The 21,304-nt window shown below is 54.9% G+C and carries 21 protein-coding genes, 3 tRNA genes and 4 rRNA genes; 7 read left to right on the top strand and 21 right to left on the bottom strand.

From position 1 onward, the window contains the following. Positions 1-245: 245 nt before the first annotated feature. The 4 genes from rrf (ACL2XF_RS23340) to ACL2XF_RS23325 all read right to left on the bottom strand — a co-directional run bounded on the left by rrf (ACL2XF_RS23340) (position 246) and on the right by ACL2XF_RS23325 (position 3,764). Positions 246-361 (bottom strand): 5S ribosomal RNA (rrf, locus tag ACL2XF_RS23340). A gap of 35 nt (positions 362-396) precedes the next feature. Continuing rightward, positions 397-472, bottom strand: a tRNA-Thr gene (locus ACL2XF_RS23335). Positions 473-530: 58 nt separating this feature from the next. Further along, a 5S ribosomal RNA gene (gene rrf, locus ACL2XF_RS23330) occupies positions 531-646 on the bottom strand. 125 nt (positions 647-771) lie between these two features. Then, positions 772-3,764 (bottom strand): 23S ribosomal RNA (locus tag ACL2XF_RS23325). Positions 3,765-3,830: 66 nt separating this feature from the next. Between ACL2XF_RS23325 and ACL2XF_RS23320 the strand changes: the two genes are divergently transcribed. Beyond that, positions 3,831-4,049, top strand: coding sequence for a hypothetical protein (locus tag ACL2XF_RS23320; RefSeq protein ID WP_410013107.1), 219 nt, complete (start codon positions 3,831-3,833; stop codon positions 4,047-4,049). Positions 4,050-4,110: 61 nt separating this feature from the next. Here ACL2XF_RS23320 and ACL2XF_RS23315 read toward each other — a convergent pair. The 3 genes from ACL2XF_RS23315 to ACL2XF_RS23305 all read right to left on the bottom strand — a co-directional run bounded on the left by ACL2XF_RS23315 (position 4,111) and on the right by ACL2XF_RS23305 (position 6,171). Continuing rightward, positions 4,111-4,186 (bottom strand) — tRNA-Ala (locus ACL2XF_RS23315). Between the two features lie 291 nt (positions 4,187-4,477). Then, positions 4,478-4,554, bottom strand: a tRNA-Ile gene (locus tag ACL2XF_RS23310). 74 nt (positions 4,555-4,628) lie between these two features. After that, positions 4,629-6,171: ribosomal RNA gene (locus tag ACL2XF_RS23305) — 16S ribosomal RNA — on the bottom strand. The 16S, 23S and 5S rRNA genes sit together here with 3 tRNA genes alongside, the layout of an rRNA operon. Positions 6,172-6,654: 483 nt before the next feature. On the opposite strand from ACL2XF_RS23305, the gene ACL2XF_RS23300 reads away from it, so the two are divergent. Continuing rightward, on the top strand, positions 6,655-7,197 hold the full coding sequence (locus ACL2XF_RS23300) for a gamma carbonic anhydrase family protein (RefSeq protein ID WP_413728851.1): 543 nt from the start codon (positions 6,655-6,657) through the stop codon (positions 7,195-7,197). A gap of 80 nt (positions 7,198-7,277) precedes the next feature. Here the strand turns inward: ACL2XF_RS23300 and aroE are convergent, their stop codons facing one another. Genes aroE through dprA form a run of 5 tightly spaced genes read right to left on the bottom strand, consistent with a single transcriptional unit; the run spans position 7,278 to position 10,818 of the window. Further along, positions 7,278-8,096 carry a shikimate dehydrogenase gene (gene aroE, locus ACL2XF_RS23295; RefSeq protein WP_413727607.1) on the bottom strand — a complete coding sequence of 273 codons (819 nt, stop codon included), beginning with the start codon at positions 8,094-8,096 and terminating at the stop codon, positions 7,278-7,280. A 15-nt stretch (positions 8,097-8,111) separates the two neighbouring features. Further along, positions 8,112-8,681 (bottom strand): L-threonylcarbamoyladenylate synthase type 1 TsaC, encoded by a 570-nt coding sequence (tsaC, locus tag ACL2XF_RS23290; protein WP_413728850.1) that lies wholly within the window; start codon positions 8,679-8,681, stop codon positions 8,112-8,114. Next, positions 8,671-9,228 carry a topoisomerase DNA-binding C4 zinc finger domain-containing protein gene (locus ACL2XF_RS23285; RefSeq protein ID WP_410013292.1) on the bottom strand — a complete coding sequence of 186 codons (558 nt, stop codon included), beginning with the start codon at positions 9,226-9,228 and terminating at the stop codon, positions 8,671-8,673. Before ACL2XF_RS23285 ends, tsaC begins: the two co-directional genes overlap by 11 nt. A gap of 23 nt (positions 9,229-9,251) precedes the next feature. Continuing rightward, positions 9,252-9,725: a DUF494 family protein gene (locus tag ACL2XF_RS23280; protein ID WP_410013291.1), complete on the bottom strand. Its 474-nt coding sequence runs from the start codon at positions 9,723-9,725 to the stop codon at positions 9,252-9,254. After that, positions 9,697-10,818 carry a DNA-protecting protein DprA gene (gene dprA, locus ACL2XF_RS23275; RefSeq protein ID WP_413727606.1) on the bottom strand — a complete coding sequence of 374 codons (1,122 nt, stop codon included), beginning with the start codon at positions 10,816-10,818 and terminating at the stop codon, positions 9,697-9,699. Before dprA ends, ACL2XF_RS23280 begins: the two co-directional genes overlap by 29 nt. Positions 10,819-10,944: 126 nt before the next feature. Here dprA and def point away from each other — a divergent pair, with 126 nt between their 5' ends. The 5 genes from def to mscL all read left to right on the top strand — a co-directional run bounded on the left by def (position 10,945) and on the right by mscL (position 15,792). After that, positions 10,945-11,460: a peptide deformylase gene (gene def / locus ACL2XF_RS23270; protein WP_410013289.1), complete on the top strand. Its 516-nt coding sequence runs from the start codon at positions 10,945-10,947 to the stop codon at positions 11,458-11,460. A 22-nt stretch (positions 11,461-11,482) separates the two neighbouring features. After that, entirely contained in the window at positions 11,483-12,430 is a 948-nt protein-coding gene (gene fmt / locus ACL2XF_RS23265; RefSeq protein WP_413727605.1) for a methionyl-tRNA formyltransferase, read from the top strand. Between the two features lie 82 nt (positions 12,431-12,512). Continuing rightward, positions 12,513-13,838, top strand: a complete 1,326-nt coding sequence (gene rsmB / locus ACL2XF_RS23260) for a 16S rRNA (cytosine(967)-C(5))-methyltransferase RsmB (protein WP_410013287.1) — start codon at positions 12,513-12,515, stop codon at positions 13,836-13,838. A gap of 10 nt (positions 13,839-13,848) precedes the next feature. After that, positions 13,849-15,225 carry a Trk system potassium transporter TrkA gene (gene trkA / locus ACL2XF_RS23255; protein WP_413721557.1) on the top strand — a complete coding sequence of 459 codons (1,377 nt, stop codon included), beginning with the start codon at positions 13,849-13,851 and terminating at the stop codon, positions 15,223-15,225. Between the two features lie 108 nt (positions 15,226-15,333). Next, positions 15,334-15,792 carry a large-conductance mechanosensitive channel protein MscL gene (gene mscL, locus ACL2XF_RS23250; protein ID WP_413727604.1) on the top strand — a complete coding sequence of 153 codons (459 nt, stop codon included), beginning with the start codon at positions 15,334-15,336 and terminating at the stop codon, positions 15,790-15,792. Positions 15,793-15,857: 65 nt separating this feature from the next. Here the strand turns inward: mscL and ACL2XF_RS23245 are convergent, their stop codons facing one another. The 9 genes from ACL2XF_RS23245 to secY form a co-directional block, all read right to left on the bottom strand. Continuing rightward, entirely contained in the window at positions 15,858-16,112 is a 255-nt protein-coding gene (locus ACL2XF_RS23245; RefSeq protein WP_410016714.1) for an alternative ribosome-rescue factor A, read from the bottom strand. Between the two features lie 148 nt (positions 16,113-16,260). Then, complete coding sequence (locus ACL2XF_RS23240; protein WP_413727603.1) at positions 16,261-16,638, bottom strand: DUF1992 domain-containing protein; 378 nt, start codon at positions 16,636-16,638, stop codon at positions 16,261-16,263. A gap of 175 nt (positions 16,639-16,813) precedes the next feature. Beyond that, positions 16,814-17,209, bottom strand: a complete 396-nt coding sequence (gene rplQ / locus ACL2XF_RS23235; protein ID WP_162368673.1) for a 50S ribosomal protein L17 — start codon at positions 17,207-17,209, stop codon at positions 16,814-16,816. Between the two features lie 40 nt (positions 17,210-17,249). Next, the gene (locus tag ACL2XF_RS23230) at positions 17,250-18,239 is read right to left on the bottom strand and encodes a DNA-directed RNA polymerase subunit alpha (RefSeq protein ID WP_162368674.1); all 990 of its coding nucleotides are present in this window, start codon (positions 18,237-18,239) and stop codon (positions 17,250-17,252) included. 25 nt (positions 18,240-18,264) lie between these two features. Continuing rightward, a complete protein-coding gene (gene rpsD, locus ACL2XF_RS23225; protein WP_011412065.1) occupies positions 18,265-18,885 on the bottom strand; it encodes a 30S ribosomal protein S4 in 621 nt (206 codons plus the stop codon). 30 nt (positions 18,886-18,915) lie between these two features. Next, on the bottom strand, positions 18,916-19,305 hold the full coding sequence (rpsK, locus tag ACL2XF_RS23220; protein ID WP_131867908.1) for a 30S ribosomal protein S11: 390 nt from the start codon (positions 19,303-19,305) through the stop codon (positions 18,916-18,918). A gap of 16 nt (positions 19,306-19,321) precedes the next feature. Continuing rightward, positions 19,322-19,678 (bottom strand): 30S ribosomal protein S13, encoded by a 357-nt coding sequence (gene rpsM / locus ACL2XF_RS23215; protein WP_162368675.1) that lies wholly within the window; start codon positions 19,676-19,678, stop codon positions 19,322-19,324. Between the two features lie 147 nt (positions 19,679-19,825). Continuing rightward, a complete protein-coding gene (gene rpmJ / locus ACL2XF_RS23210) occupies positions 19,826-19,939 on the bottom strand; it encodes a 50S ribosomal protein L36 (RefSeq protein WP_132923644.1) in 114 nt (37 codons plus the stop codon). 33 nt (positions 19,940-19,972) lie between these two features. Then, positions 19,973-21,304, bottom strand: coding sequence for a preprotein translocase subunit SecY (secY, locus tag ACL2XF_RS23205; protein ID WP_162368676.1), 1,332 nt, complete (start codon positions 21,302-21,304; stop codon positions 19,973-19,975).

The raw sequence follows: 21,304 nt of genomic DNA, 5'->3' as shown, positions 1-21,304 counted from the left end.
TCTCTTACTCGAGTAGCGAACCGCCAGGGTCACGGACATGAAAAAGCCCTCTGTTTACACAGAGGGCTTCGTCAATTGGATGCCTGGCAGTTGATGTCCGCCTGCGGCGGCCACCCTGCGGGCCGCCGCAAGCGGCGTTCAACAGGCTCCGCCTGTTGTCCGACTCTCTTACTCGAGTAGCGAACCGCCAGGGTCATGGACATGAAAAAGCCCTCTGTTTGCACAGAGGGCTTCGTCAATTGGATGCCTGGCAGTTCCCTACTCTCGCATGGGGAGACCCCACACTACCATCGGCGCTACGGCGTTTCACTACTGAGTTCGGCATGGGGTCAGGTGGGACCACCGCGCTAGTGCCGCCAGGCAAATTCTTTATTTGCCGAACTCTACCGTTAAAACTGGTGCTGATACCCAGAGTCGAACTGGGGACCTCACCCTTACCAAGGGTGCGCTCTACCAACTGAGCCATATCAGCGCTCAAAGCTTTTTTACCAACGCCTTTCGCTTCGCTCAAGGTATTGGTCTTAATGGATGCCTGGCAGTTCCCTACTCTCGCATGGGGAGACCCCACACTACCATCGGCGCTACGGCGTTTCACTGCTGAGTTCGGCATGGGGTCAGGTGGGACCACCGCGCTAGTGCCGCCAGGCAAATTCGTTACCAACCGTCATCCTGTTACTGATGACCATCGGCCTTTATCCGGAACTTCGCTGAAAATTCTCTCGCCACCCCTGGGGGCAACGCTCTCTTCGCGTCAAACACTTTAGGTGTTGTAAGGTTAAGCCTCACGGGTCATTAGTATCGGTTAGCTCAACGCATCGCTGCGCTTACACACCCGACCTATCAACGTCATCGTCTTTAACGTCCCTTCAGGTGGCTTAAAGCCACAGGGAAGACTCATCTCGAGGCAAGTTTCCCGCTTAGATGCTTTCAGCGGTTATCTCTTCCGCACGTAGCTACCGGGCAATGCCATTGGCATGACAACCCGAACACCAGTGGTGCGTCCACTCCGGTCCTCTCGTACTAGGAGCAGCCCCTCTCAATCTTCCAACGCCCACGGCAGATAGGGACCGAACTGTCTCACGACGTTCTAAACCCAGCTCGCGTACCACTTTAAATGGCGAACAGCCATACCCTTGGGACCTACTTCAGCCCCAGGATGTGATGAGCCGACATCGAGGTGCCAAACACCGCCGTCGATATGAACTCTTGGGCGGTATCAGCCTGTTATCCCCGGAGTACCTTTTATCCGTTGAGCGATGGCCCTTCCATTCAGAACCACCGGATCACTAAGACCTGCTTTCGCACCTGCTCGAGCCGTCACTCTCGCAGTCAAGCTAGCTTATGCCTTTGCACTAACCTCACGATGTCCGACCGTGATTAGCTAACCTTCGTGCTCCTCCGTTACTCTTTAGGAGGAGACCGCCCCAGTCAAACTACCCACCAGACACTGTCCTCGACCCAGATTATGGGCCGGAGTTAGAACATCAAACATTAAAGGGTGGTATTTCAAGGTTGGCTCCATGCAGACTGGCGTCCACACTTCAAAGCCTCCCACCTATCCTACACATCAAGGCTCAATGTTCAGTGTCAAGCTATAGTAAAGGTTCACGGGGTCTTTCCGTCTTGCCGCGGGTACACTGCATCTTCACAGCGAGTTCAATTTCACTGAGTCTCGGGTGGAGACAGCCTGGCCATCATTACGCCATTCGTGCAGGTCGGAACTTACCCGACAAGGAATTTCGCTACCTTAGGACCGTTATAGTTACGGCCGCCGTTTACCGGGGCTTCGATCAAGAGCTTCTCCTTGCGGATAACCCCATCAATTAACCTTCCGGCACCGGGCAGGCGTCACACCGTATACGTCCACTTTCGTGTTTGCACAGTGCTGTGTTTTTAATAAACAGTTGCAGCCAGCTGGTATCTGCGACTGGCTTCAGCTCGGGGAGCAAGTCCCTCCACCTAATGCCAGCGTGCCTTCTCCCGAAGTTACGGCACCATTTTGCCTAGTTCCTTCACCCGAGTTCTCTCAAGCGCCTTGGTATTCTCTACCTGACCACCTGTGTCGGTTTGGGGTACGATTCGATGTGACCTGGAGCTTAGAGGCTTTTCCTGGAAGCGTAGCATCAATTCCTTCACCACCGTAGTGGCTCGTTATCACGCCTCAGTGTTGAATGAAAAAGCGGATTTACCTGCTTTTTCCACCTTCACGCTTAAACCGGGACAACCGTCGCCCGGCGAACCTAGCTTTCTCCGTCCCCCCTTCGCAGTCACACCCAGTACAGGAATATTAACCTGTTTCCCATCGACTACGCCTTTCGGCCTCGCCTTAGGGGTCGACTCACCCTGCCCCGATTAACGTTGGACAGGAACCCTTGGTCTTCCGGCGAGCGGGCTTTTCACCCGCTTTATCGTTACTTATGTCAGCATTCGCACTTCTGATACCTCCAGCAACCCTCACAGGCCACCTTCGCAGGCTTACAGAACGCTCCCCTACCCAACGGACATATCCTTAAGTCAACTCGACGTGATGAACGCATTGACGTCGCTGCGCTCCGTCAATCGTTTTCCGTACAATTGTCTTAAGTGATATGTCCGCTGCCGCAGCTTCGGTGCATGGTTTAGCCCCGTTACATCTTCCGCGCAGGCCGACTCGACCAGTGAGCTATTACGCTTTCTTTAAATGATGGCTGCTTCTAAGCCAACATCCTGGCTGTCTATGCCTTCCCACATCGTTTCCCACTTAACCATGACTTTGGGACCTTAGCTGGCGGTCTGGGTTGTTTCCCTCTTCACGACGGACGTTAGCACCCGCCGTGTGTCTCCCGTGGTAACATTCTTCGGTATTCGCAGTTTGCATCGGGTTGGTAATCCGGGGTGGACCCCTAGCCGAAACAGTGCTCTACCCCCGAAGATGAATTCACGAGGCGCTACCTAAATAGCTTTCGGGGAGAACCAGCTATCTCCCGGTTTGATTGGCCTTTCACCCCCAGCCACAAGTCATCCGCTAATTTTTCAACATTAGTCGGTTCGGTCCTCCAGTTAGTGTTACCCAACCTTCAACCTGCCCATGGCTAGATCACCGGGTTTCGGGTCTATACCCTGCAACTTAACGCCCAGTTAAGACTCGGTTTCCCTACGGCTCCCCTATTCGGTTAACCTTGCTACAGAATATAAGTCGCTGACCCATTATACAAAAGGTACGCAGTCACCCTGATAAATCAAGGCTCCCACTGCTTGTACGTACACGGTTTCAGGTTCTATTTCACTCCCCTCGCCGGGGTTCTTTTCGCCTTTCCCTCACGGTACTGGTTCACTATCGGTCAGTCAGGAGTATTTAGCCTTGGAGGATGGTCCCCCCATCTTCAGACAGGATATCACGTGTCCCGCCCTACTCATCGAGCTCACAGCACTTGTACCTTCGGATACGGGGCTATCACCCTGTGTTGCCGGACTTTCCAGACCGTTCTCCTGATGCAAATGCTGATGGTGACTCTGGGCTGTTCCCCGTTCGCTCGCCGCTACTAGGGGAATCTCGGTTGATTTCTTTTCCTCGGGGTACTGAGATGTTTCAGTTCCCCCGGTTCGCCTCAATACGCTATGGATTCACGTAATGATAGTGCAACGAATTGCACTGGGTTTCCCCATTCGGACATCGCCGGCTGATAGCGCTTCATATCAGCTCACCGGCGCATTTCGCGGATTAGCACGTCCTTCATCGCCTCTGACTGCCTAGGCATCCACCGTGTACGCTTATTCACTTAACCTCACAACCCTAAAGTGTCTTCGGAATGGCTGCGAAAGGTCCCTGCCGGTGTTGCGCGGTGCTCGCCATGCTCATGGACATTGAGTCCACTCCGCTGGCTGCGCGCCGTGCGCCTTGGCCGGGACTTTCTCGCTCATCCCTCAACAAGGTCACCATCGACACGGCGACCTTATTAGGTTTGCTTGCTTTGAGAGAATCGCATACTGATTTTGCTCAGCATGTTTTTTTCAAATTTTCAGCTTGTTCCGGATTGTTAAAGAGCATGTATTTCGCAGCATACTCATAAGAGTGTGCTCTGAAATAAATAAGAAAAACCAGACAATCTTACCACCCATCCCATCAGGAAATGGTGGAGCTAAGCGGGATCGAACCGCTGACCCCCTGCGTGCAAAGCAGGTGCTCTCCCAGCTGAGCTATAGCCCCAAGTCGTTTAACCTTTTAACATCAACCAGACTCTTTCCCGCACTGAAATTGCTGTGCATCAATTAAGCTACAAAGCAATGGCATTTAGAAAGGAGAACAACTTGATAGCCCATTCGTTTCCAGGCAAGGCGTGGGGTCACGAAGTTTATTGAAATAAACGAGTGGCGCCGTAATCCTGCACAGTAAAGAATGGACCAGTTCGCTTAGCCGCAGACAGTTTCGTCGCGAGTAACGCAGTGTGCGCAAGCACATGAGTCACGCAGCGGTGAAAATGACCAGGGTAAGTAAAACTGGTAGGCCTGAGTGGACTCGAACCACCGACCTCACCCTTATCAGGGGTGCGCTCTAACCACCTGAGCTACAAGCCTATAGAAGGTTTTTCTTGCTCGTTACAGTTATCAGACAATCTGTGTGGACACTACACAATTAGTATCTATTTCGGTAAGGAGGTGATCCAACCGCAGGTTCCCCTACGGTTACCTTGTTACGACTTCACCCCAGTCATGAATCACAAAGTGGTAAGCGCCCTCCCGAAGGTTAAGCTACCTACTTCTTTTGCAACCCACTCCCATGGTGTGACGGGCGGTGTGTACAAGGCCCGGGAACGTATTCACCGTGGCATTCTGATCCACGATTACTAGCGATTCCGACTTCATGGAGTCGAGTTGCAGACTCCAATCCGGACTACGACGCACTTTGTGAGGTCCGCTTACTCTCGCGAGTTCGCTTCTCTTTGTATGCGCCATTGTAGCACGTGTGTAGCCCTACTCGTAAGGGCCATGATGACTTGACGTCATCCCCACCTTCCTCCGGTTTGTCACCGGCAGTCTCCTTTGAGTTCCCGACATTACTCGCTGGCAACAAAGGATAAGGGTTGCGCTCGTTGCGGGACTTAACCCAACATTTCACAACACGAGCTGACGACAGCCATGCAGCACCTGTCTCAGAGTTCCCGAAGGCACAACCTCATCTCTGAAGTCTTCTCTGGATGTCAAGAGTAGGTAAGGTTCTTCGCGTTGCATCGAATTAAACCACATGCTCCACCGCTTGTGCGGGCCCCCGTCAATTCATTTGAGTTTTAACCTTGCGGCCGTACTCCCCAGGCGGTCGATTTAACGCGTTAGCTCCGAAAGCCACGGCTCAAGGCCACAACCTTCAAATCGACATCGTTTACAGCGTGGACTACCAGGGTATCTAATCCTGTTTGCTCCCCACGCTTTCGTACCTGAGCGTCAGTCTTCGTCCAGGGGGCCGCCTTCGCCACCGGTATTCCTCCAGATCTCTACGCATTTCACCGCTACACCTGGAATTCTACCCCCCTCTACGAGACTCTAGCCTGCCAGTTTCAAATGCAGTTCCCGGGTTAAGCCCGGGGATTTCACATCTGACTTAACAGACCGCCTGCGTACGCTTTACGCCCAGTAATTCCGATTAACGCTCGCACCCTCCGTATTACCGCGGCTGCTGGCACGGAGTTAGCCGGTGCTTCTTCTGCGGGTAACGTCAATCGACAAGGTTATTAACCTTATCGCCTTCCTCCCCGCTGAAAGTGCTTTACAACCCGAAGGCCTTCTTCACACACGCGGCATGGCTGCATCAGGCTTGCGCCCATTGTGCAATATTCCCCACTGCTGCCTCCCGTAGGAGTCTGGACCGTGTCTCAGTTCCAGTGTGGCTGGTCATCCTCTCAGACCAGCTAGGGATCGTCGCCTAGGTGAGCCATTACCTCACCTACTAGCTAATCCCATCTGGGTTCATCCGATGGCGTGAGGCCCGAAGGTCCCCCACTTTGGTCTTGCGACGTTATGCGGTATTAGCTACCGTTTCCAGTAGTTATCCCCCACCATCAGGCAGATCCCCAGACATTACTCACCCGTCCGCCGCTCGCCGGCAAAGTAGCAAGCTACTTTCCGCTGCCGCTCGACTTGCATGTGTTAGGCCTGCCGCCAGCGTTCAATCTGAGCCATGATCAAACTCTTCAATTAAAAGCTTGATGCTCAAAGATTGTCATACTGTTAATCTTATGAATTAACTGTTTGTTCACTCTTCAAGACTTGGTATTTTTGTGTTTCGATACGGTCTTGTGAGTGCCCACACAGATTGTCTGATAAATTGTTAAAGAGCAGTGCGCCGCTGTAATCAGTCTGGCGCGAGGTGGCGTATATTACGCTTTCCTCTTTCAGTGTCAAGCCCGTTCGGCCTGTCTTCTGATGACTCGTTTCCGCTACCCCGCGATGTGCTGCACGGTGCCGGTCGATGGAGGCGCATTATAGGGATCCGGATATATTGCACAAGCGTTTTTTGATCTTTTCTTGCCAACTGTCTATTTTTCATCCCTTATGCCCCGATCTTGAGCGATCGCTTCCCCAAAAAGGGGATTTTTCCGGATCTCCAGTGTTGATATCTATGCCGTTACGGCGATACAGTCGATAAAAACAGATCGATGGAAAGGTAGAAACATGTCGGAATTGTCAAAATCATTGCGCCCCTTCCAGGAGCGGTTTCCGATCCTGGGTCAACGGGTGATGATCGATCCCTCAAGCGTGGTGATCGGTGAGATCACCCTGGCGGATGACGTCAGCATCTGGCCGCTGGTTGCCATGCGCGGCGACGTCAACAATATTATCATCGGAGCCCGCACCAATATCCAGGACGGCACGGTGCTGCATGTCACCCATAGATCAGAACATAATCCGGCGGGCAATCCGCTACTTATCGGCGAGGATGTTACCGTGGGGCATAAGGCTATGCTGCACGGCTGCACCATTGGCAATCGCGTCCTGGTCGGCATGGGGTCTATCCTGCTGGACGGGGTGGTGGTGGAAGATGACGTCATGATAGGTGCGGGAAGTCTGGTGTCGCCGGGCAAAAGGCTGGAAAGCGGCTATCTGTATCTCGGCAGCCCGGCTCGCAGGGTCAGGGCGCTTACGCCCGCGGAAATAGCGGGCCTGCTCTATTCAGCCAATAATTATGTGCGCTGGAAGGATCAGTACCTGGCCCAGGAAAAATAGCCGCCGGCGCCACCGAGCAGACCGGATAGCGGATAACACCGCCTGCCCGGCGGCGGCAAAGGGCAGGCGAATTCGCCGTTTCAGACAGACAGCTCGCTGCGCAACTGTTCCAGTACCGGTGCGATATCGGGCATCACCCCATGCCACAGCATAAACGAATAAGCCGCCTGGCCCACCAGCATTCCCAGGCCATCGGCGCTATGCCCGGCACCCTGCACGGCGCACCAGCGCAAAAACGGCGTCAGTCCGCGCTGGTAATACATATCGTAGCAGCGAACCTCCGGGGCAATCAGCGTTGTTGCCAGTGACGGGATCTCGCCATGGATGCCGGAGGTGGTGGCATTAATCACCAGATCGAAATCCGGTGCGGCCAATTCATCCAGCGGCCGCGCGCTGATTTCGCCGGCATGGTGATAGAAGGACACCAGTTCCTGCGCCCGTTTGAAGGTGCGATTGGTGAGTACTATCGCGCAGCCAAAAGAGAGCAACGGCAGGATGACCCCGCGCGCCGCGCCGCCCGCGCCAATAAGCAAAATCCGGCTGTCATGGGTTATCAGCCCCAGGCGCTGCAAATCCGCCAGCAGGCCGATGCCATCGGTATTATCCCCAAGCAACGTACCGTCCTGCTGTTTTTTAACCGTATTGACCGCGCCTGCCTGAGAAGCCCGTTCGGTTAACTGATCGCATAGCGCAAACGCCCGTTCTTTGAAAGGCATGGTGATATTGGCGCCTTCGCCGCCGGCGGCAAAAAAATCGCGCAGGGTTTGCTCAAACGCATCCTCCGGGGCCAACACCCGCCCGTACGGATGGACGATACCGGTTTGCGCGGCAAACAGCGCATGGATATGGGGCGATTTGCTGTGGTGTATCGGATTGCCGAAAACGGCGTAAGTATCCATAAGCGGTTCTCCTGATTAACCCTGCCGGATAAGGCTGCCGGTTAATGCATCGCGAATTTCCGAAGGGTTAAGCCGCCCTTCCACCCGGTCTTCCATCACGGGAAAGTTATCGCCCAACTGCTGGCGAACCTCGGCGGGCGTGCGGCCAGGCGGTTGGCCGGTGACATTGGCGCTGGTTGAAACCAGCGGTTTGCCGAACGCCAGGCAAAGGCGCCGCACCGGCTCATAGGCGGTAACCCGTACCGCCAGGGTGGAAAACCGGCCGGTTAGCCAGCGCGGCGTTTCCGGACGGGCGGGCATCACCCAGGTCACCGGCCCCGGCCAGCGGGCAAAGACACGCTCCCGCTGCTGCGGGGTAAGCGCGGTCTCGTCGATATAAGGCAATAGCTGTTGATAATTGGCGGCAATGAGAATCAGGCCTTTGGTCCAGGGGCGCTGCTTAAGGGCCAGCAGCGCCTGGACCGCCGACTCGTTATCCGGATCGCATCCCAGGCCGAAAACCGCTTCGGTGGGGTAAGCGACGATGCGCCCTTGCCGCAGCGTGTCCACCAGTCCGGCCAATGCCGGCGGTTGATTATTTTTCATCATTTTCTTTTATCGATACCGGCTTGGCGCAGCGCTTATCGGCACAAAAAAGCCGGGGCCCGCGCGCGGTGTTTTTTTCATATAGCAGCGGAAAATGGCAAAATTCGCATTCACCCGCCACCGGTTTGAAATTAAGCACAAACCGGCAGTGGGGATACTGGTCGCACGCATAAAAGATTTTGCCAAACCGGGAAGTGCGTTGTACCAGTTTGCCCGTTTTGCATTCGGGGCAACTGAAGGCGGTTTCATCCGGCTGGTCCATGGCGGCAATATAATCACAGTCAGGATAATTGCCACAGCCGATAAACATGCCGTAGCGGCCCTGGCGCAGCACCAGGCTGCCCTGGCACACCGGGCATGACTGCCCCTCAAGCACCGTGACGATATGGCCGTCAGCCTGCTGTTTAAGCGATTTAATATAAGCGCAGCGCGGATACTGGGAACATCCGAGAAAGGGTCCATGCTGCCCGGAACGAATCACGAGCTCTGCCCCGCATTCAGGGCAGAGTTCGGTTTGCCTTGCGTTAAAGAGCGCAGCTTTTGCCATAGGGATATATCGTCAGTGATTCTCTAGTGCAGACGGCTCTCATCTTCTTCGAATACAAGATCTTCCATCTGCTGATAGGCATTTTCATATCCGGGGATATTAAACAGCACCATCAGGATTACCCATTTAAGATCTTCCAGATCGAACTCGACGGCATCCAGTGCCATGACGCGATCGATCACCATTTCACGCGTTTCAAGGTTTAACACCTGAATCTGTTCCAGAAACAATAAAAATCCGCGGCATTCCGTATCCAGGAACTGACTCTCTTCATCCGTGTAAATGCGTAATGCCAGCGGATCACCGCCCATGGCGAAGGATTTGCCCTGTCCGTCCTGCAGATCGGCCAACTTCTCCAGCCAGTTGAGCGCATTGTAGATATCGTCCTGATGAAAACCCGCGCGGGTGAGATCGTCGGTTAACTTGTCCTGATCGACCCGCATTTCCACTTCATTGTGGATGTATGTTTCAAACAAGTACATTAGAACGTCGAACATGGCCTGCCCTCCTTAAACGGACATAGCCGCCGGGTACAACTGCGATCCAGCCTGCTAACTCCAGTTGCAATAGCTTTGACACTACCTCTGGTACAGACCGGCCGGCACGTTCAGCGACGACGTCAACAGGTGTAACCTCATCTCCTACGTTAGCCAACACCTCGGCAAATGGCAATTCAAGTTCGCATTCTGGCGCAGAAATAATTTCCGGCGGCGGCAAAGGCAGCCAATGCAGGCCGCCGCCGAGCTGTTCAATAATCTCCTTCGGCTGGGTTACCAGGTAAGCGCCTTGTTGGATAAGCCAATGAGTGCCGGCGCTCGCCGCGTTGCCCAGCGGACCGGGCAAGGCATAGACATCCTTGCCCTGATCGAGGGCGTAACGGGCGGTAATCAGCGAACCGCTGCGGGCGGCGGCCTCCACCACCAGCACCGCCTGGCTCAGCCCGCTGATAATCCGGTTGCGGTAGGGGAAATGCGCCGCCAGGGGCGGGGCGTCTAATGCCAGCTCGGATACCAGCGCGCCGCCCTGCGCCACGATGCGCCCGGCAAGCCCCCGGTGCCGCGACGGATAAATGTTCTGCAGGCCGCTGCCCAGTACCGCGATGGTTTTGCCCTGCGCGTCCAGCGCCGAGCGATGGCATATCCCGTCAATGCCGAGCGCCAGCCCGCTGGTGATGGTCAGGCCGCACCGCGCCAGATCGGCGGCAAAGAACGTGCCCCACTGCTCGCCGTAGCGGCTGCATACCCGGCTGCCGACCATGGCCAACTGCGGGGAGGCCAGGCAGGCGGGGTCGCCGATGATAAATAGCGCCGGCGGCGGACAGGCGAGGGACCTGAGCGCATCGGGGTAGCCGGGATCGGTAAAGGGCACAAAATGATGCAGCGGATGCTCCAGCCAGCGCAGGGCGGCCTCAATGTCACCGGCGGGATATTGCAGGAAGCGTTGACGCTGGCCGGGGGTGAGACAGGCGTAAAGGAGCGGTTGCGGGCTAAAATCGCCGGGAAGGGGCAATTGTGACAGGCAACGCTGCACTTTGGCGCCGTTAACGCCTTTTACCGCCGCCATGCGCAGCCACATTTCCAGTTCAGTCATGGTTCCCCCGCGCCTTTTGCCGGCGTATGTCGTGACATTTGCTTGCGGATGCTGTCAATCAGGGCGGGAAATGTCTAGAATAAGAGACAGAATCGTTTTCATAATCGGACACAGATATAGACTCATATGCCAGTATTGCAGGTGTTACATTACCCCGACGAGCGGCTTCGCACTATTGCGAAACCGGTAAAAGAAGTTAACGACGCTGTTCGGCGTATCGTGGATGATATGTTTGAAACCATGTACGCAGAAGAGGGCATCGGCCTGGCCGCGACCCAGGTGGATATACATCAGCGGATTATCGTGATCGATGTGTCGGAAGACCACAACGAGCGCCACGTATTTATCAATCCCGAACTGATTGCCAAAAGCGGTGAAACCGGCATCGAGGAAGGCTGTTTGTCCATACCCGATCAGCGCGGTTTCGTACCCCGCGCGGAGAAGGTTACGGTGCGCGCGCTCGATCGCGACGGCAAGCCGTTCGAGCTGGAGGCGGACGGGCTATTGGCCATTTGCATCCAGCATGAAATGGACCATCTGGTCGGCAAACTGTTCGTTGATTACCTCTCGCCGCTAAAGCGCCAGCGCATCCGCCAGAAAATGGAAAAACTGGCCAAAATCAACGCCCGCGCCGAAAAATAACCGTCGCCATACAGGAATTAACGTGTCCGATTCTTTACGTGTCATCTTTGCCGGTACGCCGGATTTCGCCGCGCGCCATCTCCAGGCGCTGCTCGATTCCGCGCATCGGGTGGTGGGCGTCTTTACCCAGCCCGACCGCCCGGCGGGCCGGGGCAACAGGCTTACGGCCAGTCCGGTAAAAATTCTGGCGCAACAGCACCTGTTGCCGGTATACCAGCCCAAATCCCTGCGCCCCGCGGACAGCCAGCGCCTGGTGGCGGAGCTTGGGGCCGACATCATGGTGGTGGTGGCCTACGGACTGATACTGCCCCAGGCGGTGCTGGATATGCCGCGCCTGGGCTGCCTGAACGTCCATGGTTCGTTATTGCCGCGCTGGCGCGGCGCGGCGCCGATTCAACGCGCCCTGTGGGCGGGCGACAGCGTCACCGGCGTCACCATCATGCAAATGGACGCGGGCCTGGATACGGGCGATATGCTGTATCAATCAGCCTGCGACATAGAGCCGGGGGACACCAGCGCCAGCCTGTATGAAAAACTGGCTGCAATCGGTCCGCGGGCGCTGCTCGATACCCTGGCGCGCAGCGCCGCCGGCACCCTGGCGCCGGTAAAGCAGGATGAGAGCCTGGTAACCTACGCCGAAAAGCTGAGCAAAGAAGAAGCGCGCCTGGACTGGTCATGCCCGGCCGCTATGCTTGCGCGCTGCGTGCGTGCCTTTAACCCCTGGCCGATAAGCTTTTTTACCGTCGGCGGCCAGACCATTAAAGTCTGGCAGGCGGCGGCATTGGATTTACCGGCCCAGTCCGCCCCCGGCACGATTCTACAAGCCGATAAAAACGGCATTCAGGTCGCGACGTCCAGCGGCGCGCTCAATTTGACGCTGCTCCAGCCTGCGGGGAAAAAGCCCATGGCGGCGCAGGATTTACTGAATTCCCGCCGTGAGTGGTTTACCCCCGGCGCCATCCTGGATTGATGCCTCCCGGCTACCGCCCGGCAATGCCAGCAATGGCGCGGGCGGTTTAATTGCGGCCACCTTCACTTTCCTTCGGTCAACTATGAATAAACGATATAACCTCCGCGCCATTACAGCAAAGGCGGTGTCCCAAGTGCTGGATCACGGCCAGTCTCTGAGCCAGCTGCTACCGATGCTGCAAAGTCCTCTGGCCGATAAGGACCGCGCGCTGCTGCAGGAATTGTGCTTTGGCATTTTACGTACCCTGCCGCAGCTGGAATGGATAATCAGGCAGTTGATGGCAAAACCGCTGACCGGTAAACAGCGGCCGGTGCACTATCTGCTGATGGTCGGCATTTACCAACTTCTCTATACCCGCATCCCGCCCCATGCCGCGCTGGCCGAGACGGTGGAAGGCGCGGTAGTGCTGAAAACGCCGCAGTTGAAGGGCCTGGTGAACGGCGTGCTGCGTCAGTTCCAGCGTCAGCAGGAGGCATTGCTGGCCGCGTCCGCGCAAGAGGAAAGCCGTTTCCTCCACCCGTCCTGGCTGGTAAAACGTCTCCAGCAGGCATATCCCGCTCACTGGCAGGCCATTATCGAGGCCAATAACCAACGGCCGCCGATGTGGCTGCGGGTTAACCGGCTGCATCACAGCCGCGCGGCGTATCTCGCCCTGCTGGCGCAGGAGGGCATTGCCGCCAGCGCCCATCCAAGCCTGCCTGAGGCGGTTAAACTGGACGTTGCCTGCAATGTCGGCCGGCTGCCCGGCTTTGCACAGGGTTGGGTAACGGTGCAGGACGCGTCGGCTCAGGGCTGCGCGCTGCTATTGGCGCCGCAGGCGGGAGAGGATATTCTGGATCTGTGCGCCGCGCCCGGCGGCAAGACCACCCATATCCTTGAGCTGGCCCCCGACGCCCGTGTCACGGCGGTGGATATCGACCCCCTGCGTCTGGCGCGTATCGAGGAAAACCTGCAGCGCCTGGGACAGCGGGCCCAGGTGCTGGTGGGCGACGGCACCCGCCCTGGCGAATGGAACCAGGATCGGACCTGGGACCGCATACTGCTTGACGCTCCCTGCTCCGCCACCGGCGTGATCCGCCGCCATCCGGATATCAAGTGGCTACGGCGCGATCGTGATATCGGGGAGCTCGCGGCATTGCAGCGGCAGATCCTCACTGCGATCTGGCCGTTGCTTAAACCCGGCGGCACGCTGCTTTACGCGACCTGCTCAGTACTGCCCGAAGAGAACAGCGAACAAATCGGCGCCTTCCTGGCAAGCCACGCCGACGCCGTTTTGGTTGAAACCGGCGATGCCGACCACCCTGGCCGGCAATGTTTTCCCGCCGCAGATGACGGTGACGGCTTCTTTTACGCTAAGATGATAAAGAGTGACGCACCGGGCATATTGACCCGCACAGAATGGGCATGAAGAACCGACTATGAAAATAATAATCCTTGGGGCGGGACAGGTGGGCGGCACCCTGGCTGAAAACCTGGTGGGCGAAAACAACGATATCACCATCGTCGATACCAACCCGGCCCAGCTACGCCAATTACAGGATAAATTCGATCTTCGCGCCATCCAGGGCCATGCCTCGCATCCACGGGTATTGCGTGAAGCCGGCGCGGAGGATGCCGACATGCTGGTGGCGGTGACCAATTCCGATGAAACCAATATGATCGCCTGCCAGATTGCCTATACGTTATTCAAAACGCCCAATCGTATTGCACGCATCCGTTCGGCCGATTATATCCGCGAAGCCGCCAAGCTGTTTTCGCCCGAGGCGGTGCCCATCGATCATCTTATTTCCCCCGAACAATTGGTGATCGACAATATTTATAAACTGATCGAATACCCCGGGGCGCTGCAGGTGGTGAATTTTGCCCAGGGGAAAGTCAGCATCGCCGCGGTAAAAGCCTATTACGGCGGGCCGCTGGTGGGCAATGCCCTGTCCTCCCTACGCGAACATATGCCGCATATCGATACCCGCGTGGCCGCCGTGTTCCGCCAGGATCGCCCTATCCGCCCGCAGGGATCGACGGTGATCGAGGCCGGCGACGAAGTGTTTTTTGTCGCCGCATCGCCCCATATCCGGGCGGTAATGAGCGAGCTGCAGCGCCTGGAAAAACCCTATAAACGCATCATGATTGTCGGCGGCGGCAATATCGGCGCGGGGCTGGCGCAGCGACTGGAAAAAGATTACAGCGTCAAGCTTATCGAACGCGACCAGCAGCGGGCGGCGGAGCTGGCGGAGCTGCTGCATGACACCATTGTATTTTTTGGCGACGCCTCCGATCAGGAACTGCTGGCCGAAGAGCATATCGAGCAAATCGATGTCTTCATCGCCATTACCAACGATGACGAAGCCAATATTATGTCGGCGATGCTGGCCAAACGCATGGGCGCTAAAAAGGTCCTGGTGTTGATTCAACGCCGCGCCTATGTGGATCTGGTGCAGGGCAGCGTGATTGATATCGCTATTTCGCCGCAGCAGGCCACCATATCGGCATTGCTGGGCCATGTGCGCAAGGCGGATATCGTCAGCGTGTCCTCCTTGCGCCGCGGCGTCGCCGAGGCCATCGAGGCTATCGCCCATGGTGATGAAAGCACGTCAAAAGTGGTGGGACGCACCATTGATGCCATCAAATTGCCGCCCGGCACTATTATCGGCGCCATCGTCCGGGGCGACGATGTCATCATCGCTAATAAAAACTGCCGTATCCAGCAGGGCGACCATGTAATTATGTTCCTGACCGATAAAAAATTCATTACCGACGTCGAGCGTTTATTCCAGCCCAGCCCGTTCTTTTTATAAAATGCCGGCGCACCGGCACACCCAATTGCCACAAATTGTTAAAGATTCTGGTAAAAACAGCATCCTTTGTTAGACTTAATTTGTCATTAACCAAGAAGGAGCAAGCCTATGAGTTTCCTGCAGGAATTCAGAAAATTCGCCATGCGCGGCAATGTTGTGGACCTGGCAGTCGGGGTAATAATTGGTGCCGCCTTCGGTAAAATCGTCACGTCCCTGGTGGCCAACGTCATAATGCCGCCGCTGGGTTTATTGATTGGCGGGGTGGATTTCCGCTCGTTCGGGTGGGTGCTGAAACCCGCGCAGGGCGATACGCCGGCCGTGGTATTGCAATACGGTATTTTCCTGCAGAATGTCTTCGATTTCCTGATCGTCGCCCTGGCGGTGTTTTGTGTTATCAAGCTGATTAACAGGCTGCATCGCAAGCATGAAGAAGCCCCGGCGGCGCCGCCGAAACCGAGCGCTGAAGAAACGCTGTTGACTGAAATCCGCGATCTGCTCAAGCAACAGAACCAGTCGGTCTCCACCTCCTCCACCTCGCTGCCACCACAGCAGCCGCCGACGCTTTAGGACGTGATTCCAGTCAGTGCTGTTTAAAGCGCGCAAAACAAAGCGGTGAGTTATAGCGGGTCAGGCTAGACAGACTTCCGGTGCTGGCAACGTTCAATAAGGAATGCGCCGCAAACCAGAAAGCCAGTGGTAACGTTACGCTTGATGACGTTACCACTGGCCTCCCAGTTTTGGGCCTTAGCGTTTTTGCCTTTACGACAATAGCTGCCCTTACCCTTCACATTTTTCTCACGGCGCTGGCGAAACAGCGGATCGTGCAAAAGTGCCGCGATGGCATTGTCGTTAATAGTGCCTTTGGTATGGCGGTATTTCTCAGTCATCATATCCTCGCTAAATGATTTGTTTGCCGGCAGTACTACCAGCAAAGAGCCAACCCCCGGTATAAACCCAGCCGGTAAGCTGTGGGCGATATTATAGCAAACCGTACCAAACGCGAGAGCGGAAAAATAAAATATGTTGCCGGCTGGTTTAGCCTTTGGCCGCAGCGCCAAAGCGCCGCCGCAGCTGGTCATGATAGCCTTGATGCAAAAAATCGGTGCTGATTCCCGCCAGCCGCAGCTTGATTTCCAGCAGTCGCAGGCGCGCGCTGATTTCCTCATGACGGGCATCCTGCGCGTCTATGCCCCGCAGCAGATCGCTTAAACGCAGCGCATCCTTGCGATCCTGTAGCTCCGCCGGCAGATAACCGGCATTTTTCAGCAGCCGGTAGCCTACCCGCAAATCTTCGGGCACGGCGCTGTCGTCATCAAGCGTAAGGGGCTGGCCGTATCCCGGCAGGTTATCAAACTCGCCCTTTTGCTGGGCCTGCTGGATATGCCGCTCCGCCAATTCATCAACTAACCACATAACAACCGCTCCTTCTACAGACAGGTCATTGATGAGCATAACGCATTGCCGTGCGGATGATAAGCGCCGGCGGCGCACCGCCACAAACGCCCGGCATCGCAGCGGCGGCCGGCACTTTGTACCGGCAATAAAAAACCCGGCCGGAGCCGGGTTTTGGACGCGTACACGGGGCAGATTACTCTGCGACCGCTTCCGCTGGAACTTGGGATTCTGCAGCACGATCTAACAGCTCGATATAAGCCATCGGCGCATTGTCACCTGCACGGAAACCACACTTCAAAATGCGAGTGTAACCACCGGCACGGCTCGCGAAACGCGGGCCAAGTTCGTTAAACAGTTTTGCCACGATCTCGTTATCACGAGTACGGGCGAATGCCAGACGACGATTTGCAACACTGTCGGTCTTGGCAAGTGTAATCAGCGGTTCAACAACACGGCGCAGCTCTTTCGCTTTTGGCAGGGTCGTCTTGATTATCTCGTGACGAACCAGAGAGCCGGCCATGTTACGGAACATAGCCTGGCGATGGCTGCTGTTACGGTTCAGTTGACGACCACTCTTACGATGGCGCATGACCTTATCCTTCTCAGTAAAACCTTACCCTGTGATCGGGTTATTCATCAGCAATACTTGCCGGAGGCCAGTTCTCGAGGCGCATGCCCAGAGATAACCCACGGGAAGCCAACACGTCTTTAATCTCGGTAAGAGATTTTTTACCAAGGTTGGGCGTTTTAAGGAGCTCAACCTCGGTACGCTGTACCAGATCACCGATGTAGTGGATGGCTTCTGCCTTAAGGCAGTTAGCAGAGCGGACAGTCAATTCCAGATCGTCAACTGGGCGCAGCAGGATCGGATCGAATTCTGGTTTTTCTTCTTTAACTTCTGGTTGACGTACATCACGTAAATCAACAAAAGCTTCAAGTTGTTCAGCCAGGATGGTTGCCGCGCGGCGGATCGCCTCTTCAGGATCGATCGTGCCATTGGTTTCCATTTCGATGACCAGCTTGTCCAGGTCGGTACGCTGTTCAACGCGTGCAGCTTCAACATTGTAGGCGATACGCTCTACAGGGCTATAGCATGCGTCGACCAGCAAACGACCAATTGGGCGCTCATCTTCTTCCGAATGAATTCGGGCAGAAGCCGGCACGTAACCACGACCACGCTGAACTTTGATACGCATATTAATCGATGCGTTTTCATCGGTCAGGTGACACAGCACATGCTGCGGCTTGACGATTTCGACATCCCCATCATGGGTGATGTCGGCTGCGGTTACAGGGCCAATGCCAGATTTATTCAGAGTAAGGATAACGTCATCTTTACCTTGAACTCTCACCGCCAGCCCTTTCAGGTTGAGCAGAATCTCCAGGATGTCTTCCTGTACACCTTCTTTGGTGCTGTACTCGTGCAGTACACCATCAATCTCAACCTCGGTCACCGCGCAACCCGGCATCGACGAAAGCAGAATACGGCGCAGTGCGTTACCTAGGGTATGGCCGAAGCCACGCTCTAAAGGTTCAAGGGTCACCTTGGCGTGCGTCGAACTGACTTGCTCGATATCTACCAGGCGCGGTTTTAGAAACTCTGTCACAGAACCCTGCATTGTGTCCTCTCTTTGGTACTAAGCCTTACTTAGAGTAAAGCTCGACTATCAGGTGTTCATTAATGTCCGCAGACAGATCGGTACGTTCTGGAATACGTTTGAACACCCCTTCCATCTTAGCAGCGTCAACTTCAAGCCAGGTCGGCTTTTCACGCTGTTCAGCCAGTTCCAATGAGGCACGAACACGGGATTGCTTTTTCGCTTTCTCACGGATGCTTACAACGTCATTCGGAGTAACCTGGTAAGAAGCGATGTTGACAACACGGCCGTTTACCATGATCGCCTTGTGGCTGACCAATTGGCGTGATTCAGCGCGAGTAGCGCCAAAACCCATACGGTAAACAACGTTGTCCAGACGACCTTCAAGCAACTGCAACAGGTTTTCACCGGTATTGCCTTTAAGACGCGCTGCTTCTTTGTAGTAGTTGCGGAACTGACGTTCCAGAACGCCGTAGATACGACGGACTTTTTGCTTTTCACGCAACTGCACCCCGTAGTCAGACAGACGCGGTTTACGCGCGCCATGCTGTCCAGGAGGCTGTTCAATTTTACACTTGGAATCGATCGCACGAACACCAGACTTCAGGAATAGGTCGGTGCCCTCACGACGGCTCAGCTTGAGCTTAGGACCCAAATATCTTGCCATTTTCTTTCTCCAACTAACCTAGAAGCGGCGTTATACGCGGCGCTTTTTCGGCGGACGACAACCGTTATGGGGGATCGGAGTCACATCAGTAATATTAGTGATGCGAAAACCAGCCGCGTTTAACGCGCGAACGGTAGACTCACGGCCCGGACCAGGTCCTTTAACCATAACTTCCAGATTCTTGATGCCATACTCTTTCACTGCTTCAGCGCAACGTTCTGCTGCAACCTGCGCGGCGAAAGGAGTGGATTTACGAGAACCACGGAAACCGGAACCACCGGCCGTCGCCCAACCCAACGCATTACCCTGACGATCGGTAATAGTAACGATGGTATTGTTGAAAGACGCATGGATATGAGCCACGCCATCTGAAACTTGCTTTTTAACACGCTTACGTGCACGAACAGGTGCCTTAGCCATTATTTACTCACCCCGATTATTTCTTGATCGGTTTGCGCGGACCCTTACGGGTACGGGCATTGGTCTTGGTACGCTGACCGCGAACCGGAAGACCACGACGATGACGCAAACCACGATAGGTACCAAGGTCCATAAGACGCTTGATACTCAGGGTTACTTCACGGCGCAGATCACCTTCGACCACAAATTTAGCAACTGCGTCACGCAGCGTGTCGATCTGCTCTTCAGACAGCTCACTGATCTTAACATGTTCAGCAATACCCGCGGTTTCACAAATTTTTTGTGAACGGGTCTTACCGATACCGTAGATTGAAGTTAACGCGATCACGGTATGTTTTTGATCAGGAATGTTAATGCCTGCTATACGGGCCACTATGCACTCCTAAAAATTTAAACGGCAACACCATTCTGAAAAGCCCGTTTTCAGGATACTCAAACAATGTTGCGTTGACCTACAAAAGATTGGCTGGCTAATCTAGCCAGCTCAACCCAACTTTGCAAGAAAAAAATGCCGAATTTATCAGCCTTGGCGTTGTTTATGCTTAGGCTCGCTGCAAATTACGCGAACGACGCCATGGCGACGAACGATTTTGCAGTTACGACATAACTTCTTGACGGAAGCACGAACTTTCATTTTTACTCTCCGTAACTTCTCAAGCTGGCCGGATTAGCGGTTATAGCCTTTCAGGTTTGCTTTCTTCAATGCGGACTCATATTGACTAGACATCATCAGAGTCTGCACTTGAGCCATAAAGTCCATGATCACCACAACGACAATCAATAAAGATGTGCCCCCAAAATAGAAGGGAACTTTCATTGCGTCACGCATGAACTCCGGGATAAGGCAGATAAACGTAATGTACATCGCACCGACCAGGGTCAGACGGGTCATTACTTTATCAATATATTTAGCCGTTTGCTCTCCCGGACGAATGCCTGGTACAAATGCACCGGACTTCTTCAGGTTATCTGCTGTTTCGCGCGGGTTAAACACCAATGCCGTGTAAAAGAAACAGAAGAATATGATTGCAGACGCATAGAGTAACACATAAAGCGGTTGTCCAGGCTGTAAATACAGTGAAATCGCTGTCAGCCATCCCCAACCGGTACCGCCGCCGAACCATGATGCAATCGTGGCCGGAAACAGAATGATGCTGGAGGCGAAAATTGCCGGTATAACGCCGGCCATGTTCACCTTCAACGGCAAATGTGTGCTCTGTGCCGCATAAACACGACGCCCTTGCTGACGCTTGGCATAGTTAACGACAATACGCCGTTGGCCACGCTCGACGAAAACAACAAAAAACGTCACTGCAAATACGAGTACTACAACCAATAGCAACAGGAGGAAGTGCAGGTCGCCTTGACGAGCTTGCTCAATGGTATGGGCGATAGCCGGCGGTAAGCCCGCTACGATACCCGCGAAGATAATGATTGAAATACCGTTGCCGATACCTCGTTCAGTAATCTGTTCACCTAACCACATCAGGAACATTGTCCCCGTGACCAGGCTCACCACCGCGGTAAAGTAAAACGCAAAGCCCGGATTATACACCAGGCCCTGCATCCCCGGCATATTCGGCAAACCGGTAGCAATACCGATCGACTGGAATATACCTAATACCAACGTGCCGTAGCGGGTGTACTGGCTAATCTTGCGACGGCCAGCCTCACCCTCTTTCTTGATCTCCGCCAGCGCCGGGTGAACAACCGTCAGCAGCTGGATAATGATCGATGCCGAAATATACGGCATGATCCCCAAGGCGAAGATCGAAGCACGGCTGAGCGCACCACCAGAGAACATGTTGAACATTTCAATGATGGTGCCTCTCTGCTGTTCGAGCAATTTCGCAAGCACAGTGGCATCGATACCAGGAATCGGAATAAAAGAGCCGATACGGAAGACAATCAAGGCACCAACAACAAACAAAAGTCTGCGTTTCAGCTCGCCTAATCCGCCTTTAGCACTTTGAAAGTCTAATCCTGGTTGTTTGGCCAT

The sequence above is a fragment of the Sodalis sp. RH19 genome (assembly GCF_047324215.1).
In the GTDB taxonomy this organism is placed as follows: Bacteria; Pseudomonadota; Gammaproteobacteria; order Enterobacterales; family Enterobacteriaceae; genus Acerihabitans.
This window is presented reverse-complemented; position numbering and strand designations above follow the sequence as displayed.

Bases quoted from the DNA above. Each gene is read 5' to 3' on its own strand.
- ACL2XF_RS23280 (WP_410013291.1), bottom strand. From the start codon at position 9,725: ATGTTCGACGTTCTAATGTACTTGTTTGAAACATACATCCACAATGAA.
- ACL2XF_RS23230 (WP_162368674.1), bottom strand. From the start codon at position 18,239: ATGCAGGGTTCTGTGACAGAGTTTCTAAAACCGCGCCTGGTAGATATC.
- rsmB (WP_410013287.1), top strand. From the start codon at position 12,513: ATGAATAAACGATATAACCTCCGCGCCATTACAGCAAAGGCGGTGTCC.
- rpmJ (WP_132923644.1), bottom strand. From the start codon at position 19,939: ATGAAAGTTCGTGCTTCCGTCAAGAAGTTATGTCGTAACTGCAAAATC.
- tsaC (WP_413728850.1), bottom strand. From the start codon at position 8,681: ATGAAAAATAATCAACCGCCGGCATTGGCCGGACTGGTGGACACGCTG.
- trkA (WP_413721557.1), top strand. From the start codon at position 13,849: ATGAAAATAATAATCCTTGGGGCGGGACAGGTGGGCGGCACCCTGGCT.
- secY (WP_162368676.1), bottom strand. From the start codon at position 21,304: ATGGCCAAACAACCAGGATTAGACTTTCAAAGTGCTAAAGGCGGATTA.
- rpsK (WP_131867908.1), bottom strand. From the start codon at position 19,305: ATGGCTAAGGCACCTGTTCGTGCACGTAAGCGTGTTAAAAAGCAAGTT.
- rplQ (WP_162368673.1), bottom strand. From the start codon at position 17,209: ATGCGCCATCGTAAGAGTGGTCGTCAACTGAACCGTAACAGCAGCCAT.
- def (WP_410013289.1), top strand. From the start codon at position 10,945: ATGCCAGTATTGCAGGTGTTACATTACCCCGACGAGCGGCTTCGCACT.
- aroE (WP_413727607.1), bottom strand. From the start codon at position 8,096: ATGGATACTTACGCCGTTTTCGGCAATCCGATACACCACAGCAAATCG.
- dprA (WP_413727606.1), bottom strand. From the start codon at position 10,818: ATGACTGAACTGGAAATGTGGCTGCGCATGGCGGCGGTAAAAGGCGTT.
- rpsD (WP_011412065.1), bottom strand. From the start codon at position 18,885: ATGGCAAGATATTTGGGTCCTAAGCTCAAGCTGAGCCGTCGTGAGGGC.
- ACL2XF_RS23320 (WP_410013107.1), top strand. From the start codon at position 3,831: ATGCTCATGGACATTGAGTCCACTCCGCTGGCTGCGCGCCGTGCGCCT.
- ACL2XF_RS23285 (WP_410013292.1), bottom strand. From the start codon at position 9,228: ATGGCAAAAGCTGCGCTCTTTAACGCAAGGCAAACCGAACTCTGCCCT.
- ACL2XF_RS23240 (WP_413727603.1), bottom strand. From the start codon at position 16,638: ATGTGGTTAGTTGATGAATTGGCGGAGCGGCATATCCAGCAGGCCCAG.
- mscL (WP_413727604.1), top strand. From the start codon at position 15,334: ATGAGTTTCCTGCAGGAATTCAGAAAATTCGCCATGCGCGGCAATGTT.
- ACL2XF_RS23245 (WP_410016714.1), bottom strand. From the start codon at position 16,112: ATGACTGAGAAATACCGCCATACCAAAGGCACTATTAACGACAATGCC.